15 protein-coding genes are annotated in these 20486 nt (G+C 72.4%); 7 read left to right on the forward strand and 8 right to left on the reverse strand.

All coding sequences use genetic code 11. The features are described 5' to 3' along the window. Positions 1-20: 20 nt before the first annotated feature. The 3 genes from ACIDOF_RS35045 (at position 21) to ACIDOF_RS35055 (ending at position 3033) form a co-directional block, all read left to right on the forward strand. A complete protein-coding gene (locus ACIDOF_RS35045) occupies positions 21-551 on the forward strand; it encodes a carboxymuconolactone decarboxylase family protein (RefSeq protein WP_409010276.1) in 531 nt (176 codons plus the stop codon). A 102-nt stretch (positions 552-653) separates the two neighbouring features. Continuing rightward, a complete protein-coding gene (locus ACIDOF_RS35050) occupies positions 654-1928 on the forward strand; it encodes an MFS transporter (RefSeq protein WP_409010277.1) in 1275 nt (424 codons plus the stop codon). A gap of 307 nt (positions 1929-2235) precedes the next feature. Next, positions 2236-3033: an IclR family transcriptional regulator gene (locus tag ACIDOF_RS35055; protein WP_409010278.1), complete on the forward strand. Its 798-nt coding sequence runs from the start codon at positions 2236-2238 to the stop codon at positions 3031-3033. A gap of 114 nt (positions 3034-3147) precedes the next feature. On the opposite strand, the gene ACIDOF_RS35060 is transcribed toward ACIDOF_RS35055, so the two are convergent. The 3 genes from ACIDOF_RS35060 to ACIDOF_RS35070 form a co-directional block, all read right to left on the reverse strand. After that, the gene (locus ACIDOF_RS35060; RefSeq protein WP_409010279.1) at positions 3148-4329 is read right to left on the reverse strand and encodes an NAD(P)/FAD-dependent oxidoreductase; all 1182 of its coding nucleotides are present in this window, start codon (positions 4327-4329) and stop codon (positions 3148-3150) included. Continuing rightward, the gene (locus ACIDOF_RS35065) at positions 4326-4649 is read right to left on the reverse strand and encodes a bifunctional 3-phenylpropionate/cinnamic acid dioxygenase ferredoxin subunit (protein ID WP_409010280.1); all 324 of its coding nucleotides are present in this window, start codon (positions 4647-4649) and stop codon (positions 4326-4328) included. Before ACIDOF_RS35065 ends, ACIDOF_RS35060 begins: the two co-directional genes overlap by 4 nt. A gap of 289 nt (positions 4650-4938) precedes the next feature. Beyond that, entirely contained in the window at positions 4939-6039 is a 1101-nt protein-coding gene (locus tag ACIDOF_RS35070; RefSeq protein WP_409010281.1) for an alcohol dehydrogenase catalytic domain-containing protein, read from the reverse strand. A gap of 384 nt (positions 6040-6423) precedes the next feature. On the opposite strand from ACIDOF_RS35070, the gene ACIDOF_RS35075 reads away from it, so the two are divergent. Beyond that, positions 6424-7839, forward strand: a complete 1416-nt coding sequence (locus ACIDOF_RS35075; protein ID WP_409010282.1) for an MFS transporter — start codon at positions 6424-6426, stop codon at positions 7837-7839. A 249-nt stretch (positions 7840-8088) separates the two neighbouring features. Further along, entirely contained in the window at positions 8089-10806 is a 2718-nt protein-coding gene (locus tag ACIDOF_RS35080) for a SpoIIE family protein phosphatase (RefSeq protein WP_409010283.1), read from the forward strand. 265 nt (positions 10807-11071) lie between these two features. Here the strand turns inward: ACIDOF_RS35080 and ACIDOF_RS35085 are convergent, their stop codons facing one another. The 3 genes from ACIDOF_RS35085 to ACIDOF_RS35095 form a co-directional block, all read right to left on the reverse strand. Further along, positions 11072-12196, reverse strand: a complete 1125-nt coding sequence (locus tag ACIDOF_RS35085) for an aromatic ring-hydroxylating oxygenase subunit alpha (RefSeq protein ID WP_409010284.1) — start codon at positions 12194-12196, stop codon at positions 11072-11074. 224 nt (positions 12197-12420) lie between these two features. Continuing rightward, positions 12421-13278 carry a bifunctional methylenetetrahydrofolate dehydrogenase/methenyltetrahydrofolate cyclohydrolase gene (locus ACIDOF_RS35090; protein ID WP_409010285.1) on the reverse strand — a complete coding sequence of 286 codons (858 nt, stop codon included), beginning with the start codon at positions 13276-13278 and terminating at the stop codon, positions 12421-12423. Between the two features lie 25 nt (positions 13279-13303). Next, entirely contained in the window at positions 13304-15757 is a 2454-nt protein-coding gene (locus ACIDOF_RS35095; protein ID WP_409010286.1) for an FAD-dependent oxidoreductase, read from the reverse strand. Positions 15758-16056: 299 nt separating this feature from the next. Between ACIDOF_RS35095 and purU the strand changes: the two genes are divergently transcribed. Together purU and ACIDOF_RS35105 are read left to right on the forward strand one after the other, a co-directional pair. Then, positions 16057-16929: a formyltetrahydrofolate deformylase gene (gene purU, locus ACIDOF_RS35100; RefSeq protein WP_409010287.1), complete on the forward strand. Its 873-nt coding sequence runs from the start codon at positions 16057-16059 to the stop codon at positions 16927-16929. 135 nt (positions 16930-17064) lie between these two features. Further along, entirely contained in the window at positions 17065-17856 is a 792-nt protein-coding gene (locus tag ACIDOF_RS35105) for an IclR family transcriptional regulator (protein ID WP_409010288.1), read from the forward strand. 423 nt (positions 17857-18279) lie between these two features. On the opposite strand, the gene folP is transcribed toward ACIDOF_RS35105, so the two are convergent. Then, entirely contained in the window at positions 18280-19092 is an 813-nt protein-coding gene (folP, locus tag ACIDOF_RS35110; protein ID WP_409010320.1) for a dihydropteroate synthase, read from the reverse strand. A gap of 98 nt (positions 19093-19190) precedes the next feature. Further along, a complete protein-coding gene (locus ACIDOF_RS35115) occupies positions 19191-20393 on the reverse strand; it encodes an NAD(P)/FAD-dependent oxidoreductase (RefSeq protein WP_409010289.1) in 1203 nt (400 codons plus the stop codon). Between the last annotated feature and the right edge of the window lie 93 nt (positions 20394-20486).

Consider the following 20486-nt stretch of genomic DNA (forward strand, 5'->3'; position numbering starts at 1 on the left):
CCCGCACCGAAGGGAACGTCATGCCTCGCCTGACACCGCTCACGCCGGACACGGCGGTCGGCGCCTCCCGGGATCTGCTCGCCGACCTGGTCGCCCGCCACGGGCAGATCGGCGACATGGTCTCGACGATGGCGCACTCCCCGGCCGTCCTCGGCGGATACCTCCAGCTCAGCCGCGCGATGGGCCGCGCGAAGCTCGACCGCAGGATCAGCGAACGGATCTCCGTCGCCGTCCAGGCACAGCAGGGCTGCGGACTCTGCCTCGACGCCCACGTCGGCGCCGCCCGCGCGCTGGGAGTCGACGAGGAGGAGATCGAGCGGGCCCGCGAGGGCACCTCCGCCGACCCCGCGATCGCGGCGGTGATCACCCTCGCCCTCCAGGTCTACCGCGAACCGACGTCGATCACCGACGAACAGATCGACGCGCTGCGGGAGTTCGGCTACAGCGACCGCGCCACAGCCGACGTCGTCGGCGTCGTCGCCCTCAACATCCTCACCGGCGCCTTCAACCTGCTCGCCGGCCTCACCCCCGGGCGCGAAGCCGATGCCTAGCGCCGACCCCGCCTGTACGCGCGGAACCCGCCCCTGTACGTGCGGGGCACGGCCGCCGCCCCCGGCCCGTGCCCCGCCGACCGAAACCGGAAGGAACCCGTCATGGGTCTGTTCGCGCACCGCGACTACCGCCGCCTGTTCGGCGCCCAGGTCATCGCCCTCTTCGGCACCGGCCTCACCACCGTCGCCCTCGGCCTGCTCGCCTACGACCTCGCCGGCCCGGACGCCGGCCTGGTCCTCGGCACCGCCCTCACCGTCAAGATGGTCATGTACGTGGTGATCGCCCCGTTGGCCGCCGCGTACGTCGACCGGCTCCCCCGCAGACGGCTCCTCTTCCTCCTCGACGCCGTCCGCGCCTCCGTCGTCCTGGCGCTGCCCCTGGTCTCCGAGGTCTGGCACATCTACGTGCTGATCGGCCTGCTCCAGGCGGCCTCCGCCGCGTTCACGCCGACGTTCCAGGCCGTCATCCCCGACGTCGTCACCGACGAGGCCCAGTACACCCGCGCCCTCTCCGCGTCCCAGGTCGCCTCCACGATGGAGAGCCTGCTCAGCCCCGTGCTCGCCGCGGTCGCCCTGACCTTCCTGAGCTTCGACCGGCTGTTCCTCGGCACCTCCGCCGGATTCCTGCTCTCCGGCCTGCTCGTCCTCGCCACCCGCATCCCCGACGCCCGGCCCAGCGCGCACAGCAAGGCGTGGGACAAGGCCGCCGCCGGGATCAGGACGTTCCTGCGCACACCGCGGCTGCGGGGCGTCATGGCGCTCAACCTCGTGGTGGCGGCGGCCGGTTCGATCGTCGTCGTCAACACCGTCAACCACGTACGCGACCAGCTCGGCGGCTCGCAGTCAGGCGTCGCCTGGATGCTCGCCGCCTCCGGATCCGGCACCCTCGTCGCGGCCCTCGCCCTGCCCCGCGTCCTCGACCGGATCGCCGCCCGCGCCGTGATGCTGACCGGCGCCGGGGTGCTCGTCGCCGGTACGGGAGCGGCCCTGACACTCGTCGCGGCCGGGATCGCGACCTGGGCCGGGACCGCGGCCGTGTGGGCCGTGATCGGCGTCGGCATGGCGCTGGTCATCACGCCGACCGGCAAGGTGCTGCGGGCCTCGGTGGCCCGGCAGGCACTGCCCGAGGCGTTCGCCGCCCAGTTCTCGCTCTCGCACCTGGCGTGGCTGGTCACGTACCCGATCGCGGGGTGGCTCGGGACGGCCGCGGGGTTCACCGTCGCCTGGTCCGTCCTCGCCGTCCTGGCCGCGGCGGGCGGGGCCGGTGCGCTCCTGCTGTGGCCGCGCCGGGACGGACGCCCGACGGCGGCCGTCGCGGCGGAGTCCGCCCGGCACGCGCCGAGCCGCGACCGGTCCGCGCTCGCGAAGGCCGCGTGAGCCCGACCCGATCCGAAGCCGTACGCCGGAAGGCCGCCGCCCCACGCTCAACGGGCGGCGGTCTTCGGCCGGTTGCGGGAGCTGACAGTACGTCAGGCCTGCGGTCCGCCCCCTCGCGAACTCACGGACAGTGACTGTGTGCTACGGAGGGAATTAGCGGGCATGGAGGCGTGATCGTGGGGTAGGCGCATCTGACGCCCAGCGCAGCAAGGGGTGAAGGGAAGGTCGTTGTGAATCACGCAACTTGTCCGGACGGGTACTTCCCCGTGCTTGCCCCGGGGTTGTTTACTGTGCGTATAGTTTCGCCATGAGCAACCAAAGTCCAGATAATGGAACGACGACGTCCCAGGCTGGCGGGGTGCAGTCCGTCGATCGCGCCATCAGCGTGCTGGAGATTCTGGCTCAGCGGGGCGAGGCCGGGGTCAGTGAAGTGGCCGCCGAGATCGATGTGCACAAGTCCACCGCGTTCCGGCTGCTCGGTGCGCTCGAGGCGCGTGGCCTCGCGGAGCAGACCGGTGAACGCGGCAAGTACCGGCTCGGGTTCGGGATCGTACGGCTCGCGGGCGCCGTCACTGGTCGTATCGATGTCACGCAGCAGGGCCGGGCGGTGTGCGAGCGGCTCGCGGAGGAGATCGGCGAGACCGTCAACATCGCGGTGATGCAGGAGCACTACGCGATCAACCTGTACCAGGTGCGCGGCCCGTCGGCGATCACGGCGCAGAACTGGGTCGGCCAGCTGACGCCGCTGCACGCCACGTCCAGCGGCAAGACGCTGCTCGCGTATCTGCCGGCCAAGGAGCGGGCGGCGCTGATCGCCGAGGCGGGCCTGAAGAGGATCACGCCGCACACGCTGACGGCGAAGACGAAGCTGGAGAAGAACCTCGCCGAGGTCCGCGAGCGCGGGTACTCGTGGACCTTGGAGGAGATGGAGATCGGCCTGCACGCGATGGCCGCCCCGGTGCGCGACCGCGACGGCGACGTGATCGCCGCGCTGAGCGCCTCCGGCCCCTCGTACCGGCTGACCGAGGAGCGGATCGAGGAGATCGCGCCGGCCCTGATCAAGGGCGCGGACGAGATCAGCCACCGCATGGGCTACCTGGGCTGACCCCCAGCGCCCTGCCTCCGCCCGCTCGACGCCCCGTCATCTCCCTTGTACCGGAAGGGAGTTGGGGCTCGGCCGACAGGCGGCGGCCGGCAGGCGGCGGTCAGCAGGCGGCGGTCAGCAGGCGGCGGTCGCTAGGGCCGGGGCGAGTCTGCGGCGGAGGCGGTTGAAGAGCTTGGGCTGGTTCATGGCGACGGCGGCGACGGGTTCGCCCCCGATCTCGTACACGGCCGCGAACGACCGGCTCGCCACGTCCCCCTCGACGACGCGGACCTGAGCCCCCGCCGGGACGTGCCCGGCGAGCTGGATGCGCACCCCGTACTGGTCGGACCAGAAGTACGGCGCGGTCGTCGGCGGGGCCGCGGAGGTACCGGTGAGCAGGGTGCGGATCGCCGTCCTGGACTGCTCGTTGGCGTTGCTCCAGTGCTCGATGCGGGCGTGCCGGCCGGTGAACGGGTGGGGGCAGCGGGCGATGTCGCCGACGGCCACGACTCCCGGGATGTTGGTGGCACAGCCCGCGTCGCACACCACTCCGTCGTCGAGTTCGACGCCGGAGCCGGTCAGCCAGTCGGTGTTGGGCCGTACACCCACGCCGACCACGACGACGTCGGCGGGCAGCAGCCGGCCGTCGGCGAGGCGGACACCGGTCACGCGGCCCTCTCCGGCGAAGCCCGTGACACCCGTGCCGCACAGCAGGTCGACGCCGTGGTCGGTGTGCAGCGAGGCCGCCAACAGGCCCATGTCGCGGCCGAGTTGACGTTCGAGCGGCACGTCCGCGGCCTCGACGACGGTGACGTGCAGGCCGAGCCGGTGGGCGGTCGACGCGACCTCGGCGCCGATGAAGCCCGCCCCGATGACGACGACACGCGGCGCCCCGTCGAGGAGTTCGGCGCGCAGGGCGAGCGCGTCGTCGAGGGTGCGCAGGGTGTGCACCCCGGCGAGGGCGTCCGCGGCGGGCAGGGTGCGCGGGGCGGCGCCGGTCGCGACGACCACGCCGTCGCTGCGCAGTTCCTGCCCGCCGGCGAGGGTCACGGTGCGGGCGGCCGGGTCGAGGCGGACGGCGGCCTCACCGAGCAGCCACTTGGCCTCCAGGTCCTCGTACTCCTCGGGTTCGCTCAGCGCGAGCGCACCGGCGTCGATGTCGCCCTTGAGGAAGTCCTTCGACAACGGGGGCCTGTCGTACGGGAGATGGAGCTCCTTGCCGACGACGGTGATGTCGCCCTCGAAGCCCTCGGCGCGCAGCGCGCGGACCGCGCTGAGTCCCGCGAGGGACGCGCCGACGACGGTGACGCTCCTCATGCGGGCTCCCCGACCGAGATGTGCAGCAGGATGTGGCCGTTCTCGACGGAGACCTGGTGCGTGCGGACCGGGAACTTCGCCGGGGCGCAGGTGGGCTTGCCGGTGCGCAGGTCGAAGAAGGCGGCGTGCAGGGGGCATTCGACGAAGCAGCCCTCCAGGAAGCCGTCGGCGAGCGACGCATCCTGGTGCGAGCAGGTGTCGTCGATCGCGTAGACCTCGCCGTCCTCCGTGTGGAACACGGCCACGGGCGCGGGCACGCCCTCGGTCACGACGATGGACTCGCCGGGGGGCAGGTCGTCGATACGGCACACCGTGATCATGGGAGAACCTCCAGGAAGCGGGGGCGGTGCCCGGCTGGGCGAGGGGACGGTCGGCACCTCGCCGCGGCGTTGCTGTCGCCGTTCGGTACTGCGGTGCGACTGCTGTGCGACTGCTGTTCAGCTGTCGTGCTGCTGTTGTGTATCGCGCAACTCACCTTGCTATACGCAACACTGTTCCGGTTGTTTCGGGGCGGTGTCAAGGGGGAATTTCGAGCGGTTCGCGGCGGGGTGCGGGGCGCCGGGCGGGGCACGCCGGGAACGCGCCGGTCAGCGGGTTCCCAGGGGCGTGCTAGCGCCCCGGAAGGACCACCGCGCCGCCCGAATTCGCCGCGCGCGCGAGCACGCCGGCCACGTCGGCGAGGGCGAGCCTCTCCCCCTGGAACGCGCCCAGGTCGAGGCGGCCGGCGAGGTGGAGGTCGACGAGGGCGGGCAGGTCGCGGGAGGGGAGGCTGTCGCCGTACCAGGACGTGCACAGGGCGGCGCCGCAGGCGTGCAGGTCGCGCAGGGGCAGCTCGACGACGGCGCCCGGCGCTCCGAGTTCGCCCTGCCCGGGCGCGCTCGCCAGTACGGCGACTCCGGTCGACGCCGTAGCGCGCAGGGCCTGTCGGGCCGTACGGGCCGTGCCCGTCGCGTCCACGACGACGTCCGCGCCGAGACCGTCGGTGAGGGCCCGGACTCCGTCCGCCGGGTCGATCCGGGAGGCGTCGACGGTGCCGGTGGCGCCGAGGCGTTCGGCGCGGTCGAGGCGGCGGCCGTCGGTGTCGACGCCGACGACCCGGCGCGCCCCGGCCGCCCGCGCGCCCGCGACCGCCGCAAGGCCCACCGTGCCGCAGCCGATCACCGCGACGGAGTCCCCGCGCCCGACCGCGCCCGTGCGGACGGCCGCGCCGAAGCCGGTCAGGACGCCGCAGCCGAGGAGTGCGGCGGCGACCGGGGACACGGCGGGGTCGACCCGTACGCACTGCCCCTCGGCGACGAGCGTCTTCTCGGCGAACCCGCCGACGCCGAGGACGGGGGCCGGCTCGGCGCCGTCCGGCAGTGCCGTCGATCGGGCGGCGCGCAGCGGGACCCGGCAGTGCCAGGGCCTGCCGCGCCTGCAGAGACGGCAACTCCCGCACGGCGCACGCCAGTTGAGGACGACGAAGTCCCCGGGTGCGAGCCGTGTGCCCGCTCCGGCCGCCTCCACCACACCCGCCGCCTCGTGCCCGAGGAGGACGGGGTACGAGGCGGCGGCGCGGCCCTCGCGGTGGTGCAGGTCGACCGGGCAGATCCCGCAGGCGTCGACCCTGACCAGCACCTCCCCCGGGCCGGGGTCGGGGACCAGGACGGTCTCGACCGACGCGGGCGCCCCCTTCTCGCGGACCACGACGGCGCGTACCTCATGTGTCACTGCAAGCTCCTCGACGAGGGCCCACCGGCCGCCCGGCCGGTCCCAGCGGGTGGCGCAGTTCGTCTGTTGCGCATGGGGCACCAGACTTCACTGGTCGCAACGATGACCGCCCGTCGGGACCACCGTCAAGAGCCGTCCGCGACAGGCCCGGGCCGGGTGCGCCAAGGGCCCGTCGCCGACCTCCCGCCGGGCCCCCGTCGGGCCGCTGTCGGTCTTGACGTCGCCTCCGGATGGATGGTTTGTTGCGCATGCAGAAACTCGTACTGAACTATGCAACACAGTGTGCAACGCCCGGGAAGTGCCCCAGCCCTGGGCCCGACCCGGTGCGTGCCCCCGGCGCGCGGCCGCCCGCGCGGTCCCCCGTCCCCTACTCCGGGAGTTCTGATGTCCATCCGTGCCATCGACGAGGCGCCCCTGAACAAGTTCCATCGAAAACTCACCTGGGCGTGCGCCGGCGGCCCGTTCCTCGACGGCTATCTGCTCAGCATCATCGGCGTCTCCCTGGTGGGCATGAGCCACGAACTCAGCCTGACCACCGCGGAGGAGAGCCTGATCGGGGCCGCCGCCCTGGTCGGCATCTTCGTGGGCGGGCTGTTCTTCGGGGCGGTCACGGACAAGCTCGGGCGCGAGGCGATGTACACCATCGACCTGGCCGTGCTCGTCGGCGCGTCCGTCCTCTCGGTCTTCGTCACCGAGAGCTGGCAGGTCGTCATCCTGCGCTTCGTCCTCGGCGTCGCCATCGGCGCGGACTATCCCATCGCGACGTCCCTGCTGGCCGAATGGGTGCCCAACAAGCACCGCGGCCGGCTCCTCGGCGTCCTCATCCTCGCCTGGTACATCGGCGCCGCCGCGGCCTACGCGACCGGGTACGTGATGGCCGAGATCGGCGGGCACGGGGCGTGGCGGTGGATGGTCGCCTCGTCGGCCGTGCTGTGCGCGTTGGTGCTGCTGATGCGGCTCGGCACGCCCGAGTCGCCGCTGTGGCTGGTCAACAAGGGCCGTACGGCGGAGGCGCAGGACGCGATCAAGAAGGCGCTCGGCCGGACCGTGCCGATCGAGGAGCTGCTCGCCGCGTCGGCCGCCGAGCAGTCCGTCGTGCAGAGCCGGGTCCGCGATCTGTTCCAAGGCGCCTATCTGCGGCGGACGTTGTTCTGCGGCCTGTTCTACATGTGTCAGATCACCCCGATGTTCGCCCTGATGACGTTCGGGCCCACGATCCTCGGCTCGTTCGGGCTCGGTGAGGGCAACGCCAGCCATCTCGGCTCCGCCCTCATCAGCATCGTGTTCGTCCTCGGCTGTCTGCCGGCGCTGCGGATGGTGGACCGGATCGGACGCCGGCCCGTCATCATCTGGTCCTTCGCTCTCATGGCCGTCCCCCTGCTCGTCCTGGGGGGCGGCTCTTCGCTTCCCATGGCGGCGGTCATCCTGTGCTTCTGCGCGTACGCGCTGTTCTCCGGCGGGCCGACGGTCCTGGAGTGGACGTACCCCAACGAGCTGTTCCCGACCGGGATCCGCGCCACCGCGGGCGGCGTCGCCACGTCCATCAGCCGGGTCGGGGCCGCACTCGGCACCTACCTGCTGCCGATCTCGCTGAGCCGGCTCGGGATCGGCCCGACGATGCTGATCGGCGCCGCGATCACGCTCGGCGGCTGGCTCGTGTCCGTGCTGTGGGCCGAGGAGACCCGCGGCCGTACCCTGGCCGAGACCAGCGCCCCGCCCGGCACCGCGTCCGCGCGCCGCAGCGGCCCGGCGGCGAAGCCGACCGCGGGCCGCCAGGACGGCGAGCTCGAACGCTCCTGACGCCGGGCCCTCCGAGGGCCTGTGCCTCCACCACCCGCGGCAGACAGCCGACTTGGCCTCCCCCGAGGGCGGCCGGGCCGGCCGTCTGCCGCGTCGGGGGTTCCGGGGGCCCGCACCTGAACCGCCCAGGGTCCGCCCGTGAACCGTTCGGGGCCCCGCCCTTGAACCGTTCGGGGCCCCGCCCGTTCCCCCCTTTCGCCACCGCACTCCCAGCCCATGCCGATGTCGATGTCGAGGACGGAGGGCTCCATGCGCGCACCCCGCCGCCAGGGCCGCCCCAGCCGCACGCGTTCCGCACCCGCCCGCAGCCGCAGCGTCGCCGGGCAGGTCTTCCTGCTCCATCTGTCGGTCGTCGTCCTGCTGGTCCTCGCGGCGGTCGCGGCGCTCGTGCTGCAGGCCAGGAGCACGAGCCTGCAGGAGGCGCGGGACCGCTCGCTCGTCGGCGCGCAGGCCTTCGCGCAGGCGCCCGGCACGCTCGCCGCGATGCGGTCGGACGACCCGAGCGCGCTGCTCCAGCCCCGCGCGGAGGCGGCCCGGAAACGGTCGGGGGTCAGTTACGTCATCGCGTTCAGCCCGAGCGGTGTCCGCTGGACCCATCCGGACGCCGGCCTGATCGGCAGACGGGTCACCGGCTCGTTCGCGGATGCGCTGTCGGACCGCGTGCACCAGGCCACGTACGACACCCCGGGTGTGGGCCGGTCCGTCGACACGATGGTGCCGGTCGAGGACGCGGGCGGGCGGGTCGTCGGGCTCGTGTCCGTGGGCATCGCCGTGCACAGCGTGGACGCACAAGTCACGGAGCAGCTGCCGCTGTTGGCGGTCTCGGCGGCGGGCGCGCTGCTGCTCGCGACCGCCGGCTCGGCGCTGGTCAGCAGACGGCTGCGACGCCAGACGCACGGCCTCGACCCGGCCGAGATGACGCGGATGTACGAGCACCACGACGCGGTCCTGCACTCGGTGCGGGAGGGCGTCATCGTCGTCGGCGGCACGGGCACGCTGCTGCTCGCCAACGACGAGGCGCGGCGGCTGCTCGACCTGCCGCCGGACGCCGAGCAGCGCAGCATCGGCGAGCTGGGCCTGGAGCCGGGCACGGCCGCGCTGCTCTCGTCCGGCCGGCCGACCGCCGACGAGGTGCATCTGGCCGGGGACCGGCTGATCGCGGTCAACCAGCGGCCGGTGGACGGGCGGAGCGGCACGGCGGGCAGTGTGGCGACGCTGCGGGACACCACGGAGCTGCGCGCCCTCGCGGGCCGCGCCGAGGTGGCGAGGGACCGGCTGCAGCTGCTGTACGACGCGGGCGTACGCGTCGGCTCGACGCTCGACGTGGAGCGCACGGCACGGGAGTTGGCCGAGGTGGCGGTGGGCCGGTTCGCGGACTTCGTGACCGTCGAGCTCCTCGACGCGGTGCCGCGCGGCGAGGACCCGGGCGGCGAGGGCGGGGAGCTGGTCCGCACGGTGGTGCACGGGGTGCGCGGGGACCGCCCGTTCCACCCGGCCGGGACCAAGGTGGGCCGCCTCCCCGACAGCGACCGACAGGACCTTCTCGTACGGGAGTTGGCGGCGTCCGACAGCTGGCGGGGGCGGACCGGTGAGAGTGCGGCCGGGCTGCTCGGCGCGGGGGTCCGGTCGCTGGTCTCCGTGCCGTTGCGGGCGCGTGGGGTGGTGCTGGGCGTGGTGAACTTCTGGCGGGCGGAGGGCGGGCCCTTCGAGCCGGAGGACCTGTCCTTCGCGGTCGAGCTCGCGGCCCGCGCCGCCGTGTCGGTGGACAACGCCCGGCATTACACGCGGGAGCACGCCATGGCCGTCGCCCTGCAGCGCAGCCTGCTGCCGCACGGGCTTCCGGAGCACTCCGGGGTCGAGGTCGCGCACCGCTATCTGCCCGCGGACTCGGGCGTGGGCGGCGACTGGTTCGACGTGATCCCGCTGCCCGGCGCGCGCGTCGCGCTGGTCGTCGGGGACGTGGTCGGGCACGGGCTGCACGCCGCCGCCACCATGGGCCGCCTGCGCACCGCCGTGCACAACTTCTCCGCCCTCGACCTGCCGCCCGACGAACTCCTCGCCCACCTCGACGAGTTGGTGGCCAGGATCGACCAGGGCGAGACGGAGGCGGACGGCGGGGGCACGGCGGTGACCGGCGCGACCTGCCTGTACGCGATCTACGACCCGGTCTCCGGGGTCTGCTCCGTCGCCCGCGCCGGACACCCCGGGCCCGCCGTGGTCCACCCGGACGGGCGGGCCGAGTACCCGGACGTGCCGGTGGCTCCGCCGCTCGGCCTGGGCGCGGGGCTGCCGTACGAGACGGCGGAGATCCGGCTCGCGGAGGGCTCCCAACTCGCGCTGTACACCGACGGGTTGGTGGAGGACCGGGAGCGGGACATCGACGTCGGCCTGGAGCTGCTGCGCGGCGCGCTCGCCCGGCCCGGCCGCACCCCGGAGGAGACCTGCCGGGCTGTGCTCGCCGCGCTGCTGCCGTCGGGGCCGCGGGACGACGTGGCGCTGCTCGTGGCCCGTACGCGGCTCCTCGCCCCGGAGCGGGTCGCCGAGTGGGACGTGCCGAGCGAACCGGCCGCGGTGGCCCGCGTCCGCGCCGACGTCACGCGCAGGCTCGACGCCTGGGGCCTCGGGGAGGTGTCGTTCGCGGCGGAGCTGATGATCAGCGAACTGGTCACCAACGCGATCCGCTACGGCGCGGCCCCCATACGCCTGCGGCTCCTGCACGACGGCGCGAGCCTGATCTGCGAGGTGGCCGACGGCTCCAGCACGTCCCCGCACCTGCGCCGCGCGGCCACGACGGACGAGGGCGGGCGCGGCCTGTTCCTGGTGGCCCAGTTCGCCGAGCGCTGGGGCACGCGCTACACGGCCCGCGGCAAGGTCATCTGGACGGAACAGCCGGTACGGCGGGACGTGTCCGGCGATCCGGCCGGGGCTGTCGAGCCCGCCCTCCCCTCGTGGGACGCCTCGCTCTGACCGACCCGGCCGTGGGCGCCCCGTCACCGGCACGACTGCCGCGGGGCGCCCTCCGCACGCGGGGCGCCCTCCCGCACGCGGGCCGACCCGCACTCGGGCCGCCTGGCCGCATGTGGGCCGCCTGTCGGCACGCGGGAGCTGCGCTGTGGCCCACGTCGGGGCCGTAGAGGGCGCGCCCTCGGACTCCGTCCGCACCAGTCGGTCTACGCACGCGAAGGGCGCCGCAGTCCGGTGACTGCGGCGCCCCTCCTACGGGGAGACGTGGCTAGTGGGTGCCGATGCGGTTCTGGACCCAGTCGTGGAACTCACCGATGTGGTGCTCGCTCGGGACGAGGACGCCGCCCTTGGCGTACAGGCGCGAGCTCATCGCCGGCTGGCAGCGCTCGCAGGCGTCGAAGTCCTGGCGGTTGACCCGGTCGAACAGCTCCACCGAGCGGCTGACGTCCTTGCCGCTCTCGACGACGTGCGGCAGGTACAGCCAGTCGCACTCGACGATCGTGCGGTCGGCAGCCACCGGGTACATGCGGTGGAAGATCACGTGGTCGGGCACCAGGTTGATGAACACCTGCGGGCGGACCGTGATCGCGTAGTAGCGGCGGTCCTGGTCCTCCGAGACGCCCGGGATGCGGTCCAGGCCCTCCGAGCCGTCGACGGTGAAGCCCTGCACGTCACCGCCGAACTCCGCGCCGTGCCCCACGTAGTACTGCGCGGCGAACCCGTCCGCGAACTCCGGGAGCACCTCGGTGAGTTCGGGGTGGATGGTCGCGCAGTGGTAGCACTCCATGAAGTTCTCGATGATCAGCTTCCAGTTCGCCTTCACGTCGTACGTGATGCGCTTGCCGACCTCGAGGTTCTCGATGTCGTACCCGACGATCGCGTCCGCGTCGCCGAGCCGGTCCACCACGTCCTGGATCACCGACTCCTCGAACGAGGGCGGGTCCTCGGCCAGGCACACCCACACATAGCCGAGCCACTCGCGCACCGACACGTGCGCGAGCCCGTACTCGGTACGGCCGATGTCCGGCATCTTCGTCAGGTTCGGCGCGGCGATCAGCTTGCCGTCCAGGTCGTACGTCCAGGCGTGGTACGGGCACTGGAAGGAGCGCCTGACCTCGCCGGACTCCTGGGTGCACAGCTTGGCGCCACGGTGCCGGCAGACGTTGTAGAAGGCCTTGACCGAGCCGTCGCGGGAGCGGCTGATGAGCACGCTCTCCCGGCCGACGTCGACGGTCTTGAACGCACCGGGCTTGCCCAGGTCCGAGGAGCGGGCCGCGCAGAACCACATCGTCTCGAAGATCCGCTCCTGCTCGAGACGGAAGATCTCCGGGTCCGTGTAGTGCTCACCGGGGAGAGTCGAGATCAGGCTCTCCGGCAGTCCGGCAGTAGTCATGGTTCACCTCTGAGAGAAGCACTCGGCCACACGGCCAGTGGTCAGGTGGTGGTCAGGTGGATTCACATGGGACGAACGTGGAATCACAGGGGACGAACATCGGGACGAACGATGGTGCCGACGGCCCCGCCCGGCCGCGGTCCGTGGCCGACCGGTGCGGTCGACCGGGCGGGGCCGCCCGTATAAGAGGGAGTCGGGTTCAACTCCCTTGAGGATCAAGGTGGTTACGCGAGGCCCGCCGCGCGCTCGGCCGCCTCGACGACGTTGGCGAGCAGCATCGCCCGGGTCATCGGCCCGACGCCGCCCGGCATCGGCGCGACCCAGCCCGCGACGTTCGCGACGTCCGGGTGCACGTCGCCGAGCAGGCCCTCTTCCGTACGGCTGATGCCGACGTCGAGGACGGCCGCGCCGGGCCTGACCATGTCGCGGGTGATGAGGCCCGCCGAGCCGGCCGCGGCGACGACGACGTCGGCTTCGCGGACGTGCCAGGAGACGCCCTTGGTGCCGGTGTGGCAGAGCGTGACGGTGGCGTTCTCGGAGCGGCGGGTGAGGAGCAGGCCGATGGGCCGTCCTACGGTGACGCCGCGGCCGATGACGCAGACGCGGGCGCCGTCGAGCGGGACGTCGTGCCGCCGGAGCAGTTCGACGATGCCGCGCGGGGTGCAGGGTAGCGGGGCGTCGACGCCGAGGACGAGCCGGCCGAGGTTGACGGGGTGCAGTCCGTCGGCGTCCTTGGCCGGGTCCATGCGTTCCAGGACGCGGTTGGCGTCGAGGCCCTTGGGGAGCGGGAGTTGGACGATGTAGCCGGTGCAGGCGGGGTCGGCGTTCAGTTCGTCGACGACCGCCTCCACCTCTTCCTGGGTGGCGTCGGCGGGCAGGTCGCGGCGGATCGAGGCGATCCCGACCTGGGCGCAGTCGCGGTGCTTGCCGCCCACGTAGGCGTGGCTGCCCGGGTCGTCGCCGACCAGGACCGTGCCGAGACCGGGGACGACGCCGTGTTCGGCCAACACCGCGACGCGCGCGGCGAGTTCGGCACGGATGGCGGCCGCCGTGCCTTTGCCGTCGAGGATTTTCGCGCTCATGTCTGACACCTTTCCTAGCGTTGTGCTAGCCGCGCAGGCGCGTCATCTTGGGGTCGAACAGGGGCTCGGCGGTGACGACCGCGGTGATCCGCCGGTCGAAGTAGCCGATGGTCAACTGCTGTCCGGGGGTGGCGAGTTCGGCCGGGAGCCAGGCGTAGGCGATGCCCTTGCCGATGGTGTGGCCGTAGGCGGCGCTGGTGACGTAGCCGACCGGACGGTCGCCGTCGTAGACGGGTTCCTTGCCCATGACGACGTCGCTCGGCTCGTCGATGGTGAGGCAGGTGAGGCGGCGGGTGACGTTCTCGGCGCGGCGCTCCAGGGCGTCCTTGCCGATGAAGTCCTCCTTGTCCTTCTTCACCGCGAAGCCGACGCCGGCCTCGTACGGGTCGTGCTCGTAGGTCATGTCGGCGCCGAAGGAGCGGTAACCCTTCTCCAGGCGCAGGCTGTTGAAGGCGCCGCGACCGCCCGCGATGATGCCGTGCTCCTGCCCGGCCTCCCACAAGGTGTCCCACAGCTTCAGGCCCATGTCGGCGGTGGTGTACAGCTCCCAGCCCAGCTCACCGACGTACGACAGGCGCATCGCGGTGACCGGGACGGACCCGATGTAGGCCTCCTTGGCGCGGAAGAACTTCAGGCCCGCGTTGGAGAAGTCGGCGTCGGTGAGCGGCTGCAGCACCTCGCGGGCCTTCGGCCCCCACAGGCCGATGCAGCAGGTCCCGGCGGTGATGTCCCGCACCTGCACCGTGCCGTCGGCGGGCAGGTGCCGGGTGAACCAGTCGAGGTCGAGGTTGCCGTTGGCACCGACCTGGAACCGGTCCCGGCCGAGCCGCGCGATCGTCACGTCGCTGCGGATGCCGCCGTCGATGTCGAGCAGCAGGGTGTACGTGACCGAGCCGACGGACTTGTCGACGTTGCCGGTGACGAGGCGCTGCAGGAACGCGGCGGCGCCGCGCCCGGTGACTTCGAGGCGCTTGAGCGCGGTCATGTCGTACATCGCGACCGCTTCACGGGTGTGCTGCGCCTCGGCGCCGACGATCGGCGACCAGAACTGTGCCGCCCAGTCGTTGGGCACGGGGATCTCCCGCCCCGCCAGCAGGTGCTCGTTGGCCGCGTACCACTGCGGCCGCTCCCACCCGGAGGCCTCCAGGAAGGTGGCTCCGAGCTCCTGCTGACGGGGGTGGAAGGGGCTGGTGCGCAGAGGCCGAGGCGCACCAGCCGGCTGGAGGGGGTGGAGGATGTCGTAGACCTCGTCGAAGTTCTGGCAGTCGCGCGCCAGGACATACTCCGGGGCGAGTTGGTGCGGCTCGAAGCGGTTGACGTCGCACTCGTGCAGGTCGAACGACGAACAGTGGCCGTCGACCAGCCACTCGGCCACGGCGCGGCCGACGCCCGCGGAGTGCGTCACCCACACCGCCTCCGCCACCCAGAAGCCCTTCACCTCGGGCGATTCACCGAGCAGCGGCATGCCGTCGGTGGTGAAGGAGAACAGCCCGTTGATGCCCTCCTCGACCTTCGCCTCGCGGGTCGAGGGCAGCAGGGACTGCGTCTCGGTCCAGGCCGGGGCGAAGTCCTCCGGAGTGAAGCGGAGTACGGAGGGCATCTCCTCGGCCTCGTCGAGGGAGGCGATGTCGTCGACCGAGACGGGCATGGCACGGTGGCCGTAGTAGCCGATGCCGAGCCGGTCGTGGCTGTCGCGGTAGTAGAGGTCGGCGTCCTGGTGGCGCAGGATCGGCCGGACCGCCTCCTCGGTCTGCCCGGCGAGCTCGGGCACGGGCCCGGTCCAGGCGAGCTGGTGCGCGAGCGGGGTCAGCGGCAGGTCCATGCCGACCATGCGGGCGACCTTCGGGCCCCAGATGCCGGCGCAGCACACGACGATGTCCGCCGCGATCTCGCCCTGGTCGGTGACGACCGCGGTGACGCGCTCGCCGCCCTCGCCGTCGTCCTCGGTCAGGACATCGAGGACCTCGTGCCCGCCGAGGAGTCGTACGCCGCGTTCCTCCGCGGCCTTGAGCTGGGCCTCGACCGCGTTGACGGCCTTGGCGAGGCCGTCGGTCGGGATGAGGAGTCCGCCGAGCACCCGGTCGGGGTTGACCAGCGGGTGCAGTTGCACGCACTCCTCGGGTCCGACGAGCCGGGCCTCGACGCCCCAGGACGTCACCCAGCCGTGCCGCCGCTGCAGCTCGGCCAGGCGCTCCGGTGTGGTGGCGACCTCCAGGCCGCCGACCTGCAGGAAGCAGGGCTTCCCGTCGATCTCCAGTGCGGAGAACTTCTCCACGGTGTAACGGGCCATCTCCGTAAGGGCCTTGGAGGCGTTCGTCTGGAACACCAGGCCGGGGGCGTGCGAGCTGGAGCCGCCGGTGGCCGGCAGGGGCCCCTGGTCGACCACGGTCACCTCGGTCCAGCCCCGTACGGACAGCTCGTCGGCAAGCGCCGCGCCTACGACGCCCGCCCCGATGATGACCACGCGCGGTCCCGCCATCGCCGCCACTCTCCCATCAGAAACTCAGAAAGAAGTTGCTTGATGTGCAACGCACATCGGGTTGCGCAACAAACAGTGCAGCCGCCCCAAGGCGCTGTCAAGGGGTGAATCCCGTGCGGGAGAGCCGGTTTCCGGGCGCTGTCGGCCATCGGTCGAGGTGGCGGTTCGAACGGCGGGCGCACGCCGGAAATTCACGGGAAACCGGGCCCCGGAAGGCTCTTGACCGGAGCGCGCACCGACCCCGACTATGTTGCGCATCAATCACTGTGTTGCGCTATACGCATCTCTGGGAGGACCCCGTGTCCCTGCACCCGAACCCCGGCAGTGAGTACGTCCTCACCCTCTCGTGCCCCGACCGCGCCGGCCTCGTCCACGCGGTCACCGGGTTCCTCGTCGACCACTCCGGGAACATCCAGGAGAGCCAGCAGTTCGACGACCGGCAACAGAACCGCTTCTTCATGCGGGTCCAGTTCGACGTATCCGATCCGGAAGCCACCCTGGAGCACCTGCGCTCCGGCTTCGGCCCGGTGGCGGAGGCGTACGGGATCACCTGGCAGCTGCATGCCACGTCGACACCGACGCGCACGCTGATCATGGTGTCGAAGTTCGGCCACTGCCTGAACGACCTGCTGTTCCGGCAGAGCACCGGCTCGCTCAACATCGAGATCCCGGCGATCGTCTCCAACCACCGGACCTTCGAACCGCTGGCGGAGAGTTACGGCATCCCCTTCCACCACATCCCGGTGACACCGGACACGAAGGAGGAGGCGGAGGCCCAACTCCTCGCCCTGGTCGCCGAATTGGACGTGGATCTCGTCGTCCTCGCCCGCTACATGCAGATCCTCTCCAACGACCTGTGCAAGCAGCTCGAAGGCCGGGCGATCAACATCCACCACTCGTTCCTGCCGAGCTTCAAGGGCGCCAAGCCCTACAACCAGGCGCACGACCGGGGCGTGAAGCTCATCGGCGCCACGGCCCACTATGTGACGCCCGACCTGGACGAGGGCCCGATCATCGAGCAGGACGTGACGCGGGTGAGCCACTCGCAGAACGCGGCGAGCCTGGTCGCGCTCGGCCGTGACGTGGAGGCCCGGGTGCTGGCCCGCGCGGTGGAGTGGCACAGCGAGAGCCGCGTGATGATCAACGACAACCGCACGGTCGTCTTCCGCTGATCCGGGCCGTACGCCGGGGCTCTCCGGGCGCCTGTCTCCCGCAGGTACGGGCGCCCGTTCCGCGTGCGCGGGAGCCGCGCGAACTTCGCTCCGCAAGGGGGTAGTCAAGTTGGGCAATTCACTTATAGTTGCGCCATGAGCAACGACAGTGCTGGGGTTGCAGGCGCTGCCGGCGGCGGGGTGCAATCCGTCGACCGTGCTGTCGCCGTCCTGGAGATACTCGCCGAGCACGGCGAGTCGGGCGTCAGCGAAGTGGCTGCCGCCATGGACGTCCACAAGTCGACCGCGTTCCGGCTGCTCGGCGCCCTGGAGGCGCACGGCATGGTCGAGCAGGACGGCGAACGCGGCAAGTACCACCTCGGCTTCGGCATCGTCCGCCTCGCCGGGGCCGTCACCGGGCGCATCCCGGTGACGCGGTACGGGCGGAAGATCTGCGACCGGCTCGCGCAGGAACTCGGCGAGACCATCAACATCGGGGTCCTGGAAGCGCATTGCGTGATCAACCTGGACCAGGTCCGCGGCCCCTCCGGCATCACCGCGCAGAACTGGGTCGGCCGGCAGACGCCGCTGCACTCCACGGCCAACGGCAAGGTCCTGCTCGCGTACCTGCCCGCCGAGGAGCGCGCGGCACTGCTCGCCGAGGCGGGCCTCCCCCGTACGACGCCGCACACCCTCACGTCGGAGGCCGACCTGGAGAAGGCCCTGGCCGAAGTCCGCGCCCAGGGCTATGCGTTGGCCCTCGAGGAGTACGAGGAAGGCCTCAACGCGATCGCCGCCCCGATCCGCTCGGCGACCGGCGAAACGGTAGCGGCCCTGACAGCCTCAGGCCCGGCCTACCGCTTCACGGAACCCCACCTCCACGAAATAGCCCCGGCGTTGACGGCAGGCGCCGACGAAATAACACTCCGCTTGAACCGAGCGATCTAACCCCTGCCCACGCCCGGCGCCCCCTCCCCGAACCCTACGGAGCAAGAGGCCCCGCCTCAGGGGCGCGGAAAACCACGCGAGCAACCACGACAACCGAAGCCCCGAAAGGGGCGCGGGGAACTGCGCGAGCAACCACCACGGCGCAGCAGACAAACAACAACCCTGGGGCCAGGGGCGAAGCCCCAACCCCAAAGGGGCGCGGGGAACTGCGCGACCAGCCACCACGGCGCAGCAGACAAACAACAACCCCCGGGGCCAGGGGCAAAGCCCCAACCCCAAAGGGGCGCGGGGAACTGCGCGAGCAACCACCACGGCGCAGCAGCCGAACGACAGCCCGAGGGGCCGGGGCGGAGCCCCGACGACCCCTGCCCACCACGGCGCCGCAGACGAACAACCACCCCCGCGGAAGCGGAAGGGGGGAGGTCAGGAGGGCGCACCCGCCTCCGACGCCCACCGCGCAGCGACCCGCACCGCATCCGCCGTAGACGCAACATCATGAACCCGCACACACCAGGCCCCCTGCACCGCAGCGAGCGCCGACACCGCGGACGTCGCCGCGTCCCGCTCGCGCGCCGGCCGTGGCTCCCCCGTCACCGGGTCGGCGAGCAGCCGGCCGAGGAAGGCCTTGCGGGCCGCGCCCACGAGCACCGGATGCCCGAGGGCGAGGACTTCGGGGAGGCGGCCCAGCAGCTGCCAGTTGTGGTCGGCGTCCTTGGCGAACCCGAGTCCGGGGTCGACGACGATCGCCTCGCGCCGCACCCCGGCGAGCACCGCCGCCTCGACGCGCAGCCGCAGCGCGTCGACCACATCGGTCACGACGTCGTCGTACACCGCGTTGGCCTGCATCCCGGCGGAGTGCCCGCGCCAGTGCATCGCCACGTACGGCGTGCCCGCGTCGGCGACGAAGGGCAGCATCTCGGGGTCGGCGAGCCCGCCGGACACGTCGTTGACGAGGCATGCTCCGGCTTCGACGGCCCGCGCGGCCACCTCGGCCCGCATCGTGTCGACGCTGACCCGCGCGCCGGTCGCGGCGAGTTCGCGTACGACGGGTATGACGCGCCTCAACTCCTCCTCGGCTGTGGGGCGTCGGGCGCCGGGCCGGGTGGACTCGCCGCCCACGTCGAGGATGTCCGCGCCTTGGTCGACGAGCGCGAGGCCGTGGGCGACCGCCTGCCACGGTTCGAACCAGCGGCCGCCGTCCGAGAACGAGTCGGGGGTGACGTTGACGACGCCCATGACCAGCGTCCTGGTTCCCTGCGTCGGGAGCGGTGCCGAGCCGGGGAGCCCCCGCGCCTGCAGCGCGAGGGCTCCCGGGGTCGGCCGTGCGACCGTGCTCATGCCGTTCCGACCCCCACCGCCGCGGCGGCGAGCTGCTTGCGCCACCGGGTGAACTGCTTGGCCCGGTTCACGCCGAGGACGGCGACCGGTTCGCCCGCGCTCCGGTAGACGGCGAGGAAGCTGCGGTCGTCGGCGCTGCCCTCCTCGACGGCGACGCTGTCGGCCCGCCCGAGGTGTCCGGCGAACTGGATGCGCACGCCGTACTGCTCGGACCAGAAGTACGGCGGCTTCGGCGGCCGGAACGCGGCTGTGCCGCCGGACAGGAGGGCTGCGACGGCCGTGGCGGGCCGCTCGTTGGCGCCGGTCCAGTGCTCGACCCGGCGGTGCCGGCCGAGGGCCGGGTCGTACCAGGCGGCGCAGTCGCCGACCGCGACGACCTGCGGGATGTTGGTCGTCCCGTCGGCCCCGCAGCGCACGCCGTCGTCCAGCTCGACGCCGGAGCCGAGGAGCCAGTCGGTGTGCGGCGCGGCGCCGATGCCGACGACGACGATGTCCGCCGGCACGCTGCGGCCGTCGGCGAGCTGGACCGCCTCCACCCGGCCGGGCACGCCGGTCGTGCCGGGTGTGCCGGTCACGCCGACGACGCTCGCGCCGCCGACGACGCGCGCGCCGTGGTCGGCGTGGATCGGCGCCAGCTCCGTGGCCATCGCCGACCCGAGGGCCCCGGCCAGCGGTACGGCGCCGGACACGACGAGCGTCACGTCGAGCCCCAACTCCCGTGCGGTGGAGGCGACTTCGACGCCGATGAAGCCGCCGCCGACGACCACGAGCCGACCGCCGCGGGCCAGGTCCGCCCGCAGTGCACGGGCGTCGTCGAGGGTGCGCACCACATGCACGCCGGTCAGGTTCTGGCCGCCGGGCAGGTGCCGTGCCCCGGCGCCGGTGGCGACCACCACTCCGTCGACGCCGAGCACGCGGCCGTCGTCGAGGTGGATCGACCGGTCCCGGATGTCGAGGCCGGTGGCCCGGGTGCCGAGCAGCCACTCGGCGTCGAGCTGGTCGTCGTCCTCCGCCTCGAGGGCCAGCTCCTCCTCGGGCACCGCGCCCTTGAGGAAGCCCTTCGACAACGGCGGCCTGTCGTACGGGCGGTGGAGCTCGTCGCCCACGACGACGAGTCGGCCCTCGTACCCCTGCCCGCGCAGCGAGCGTGCGGCGGCGAGGCCCGCGAGCGAGCCTCCGATCACGGCCACGGTCTTCATTCGGCATCCCCTGCGGACGGATTCGGCTGAGGCTCGGCAACGCGACGTACGGGAATCATCATCGACTCCTCGTTGCACATAAAGAAACAGGCT

The sequence above is a fragment of the Streptomyces sp. Da 82-17 genome, assembly GCF_046098215.1.
In the GTDB taxonomy this organism is placed as follows: domain Bacteria; phylum Actinomycetota; class Actinomycetes; order Streptomycetales; family Streptomycetaceae; genus Streptomyces.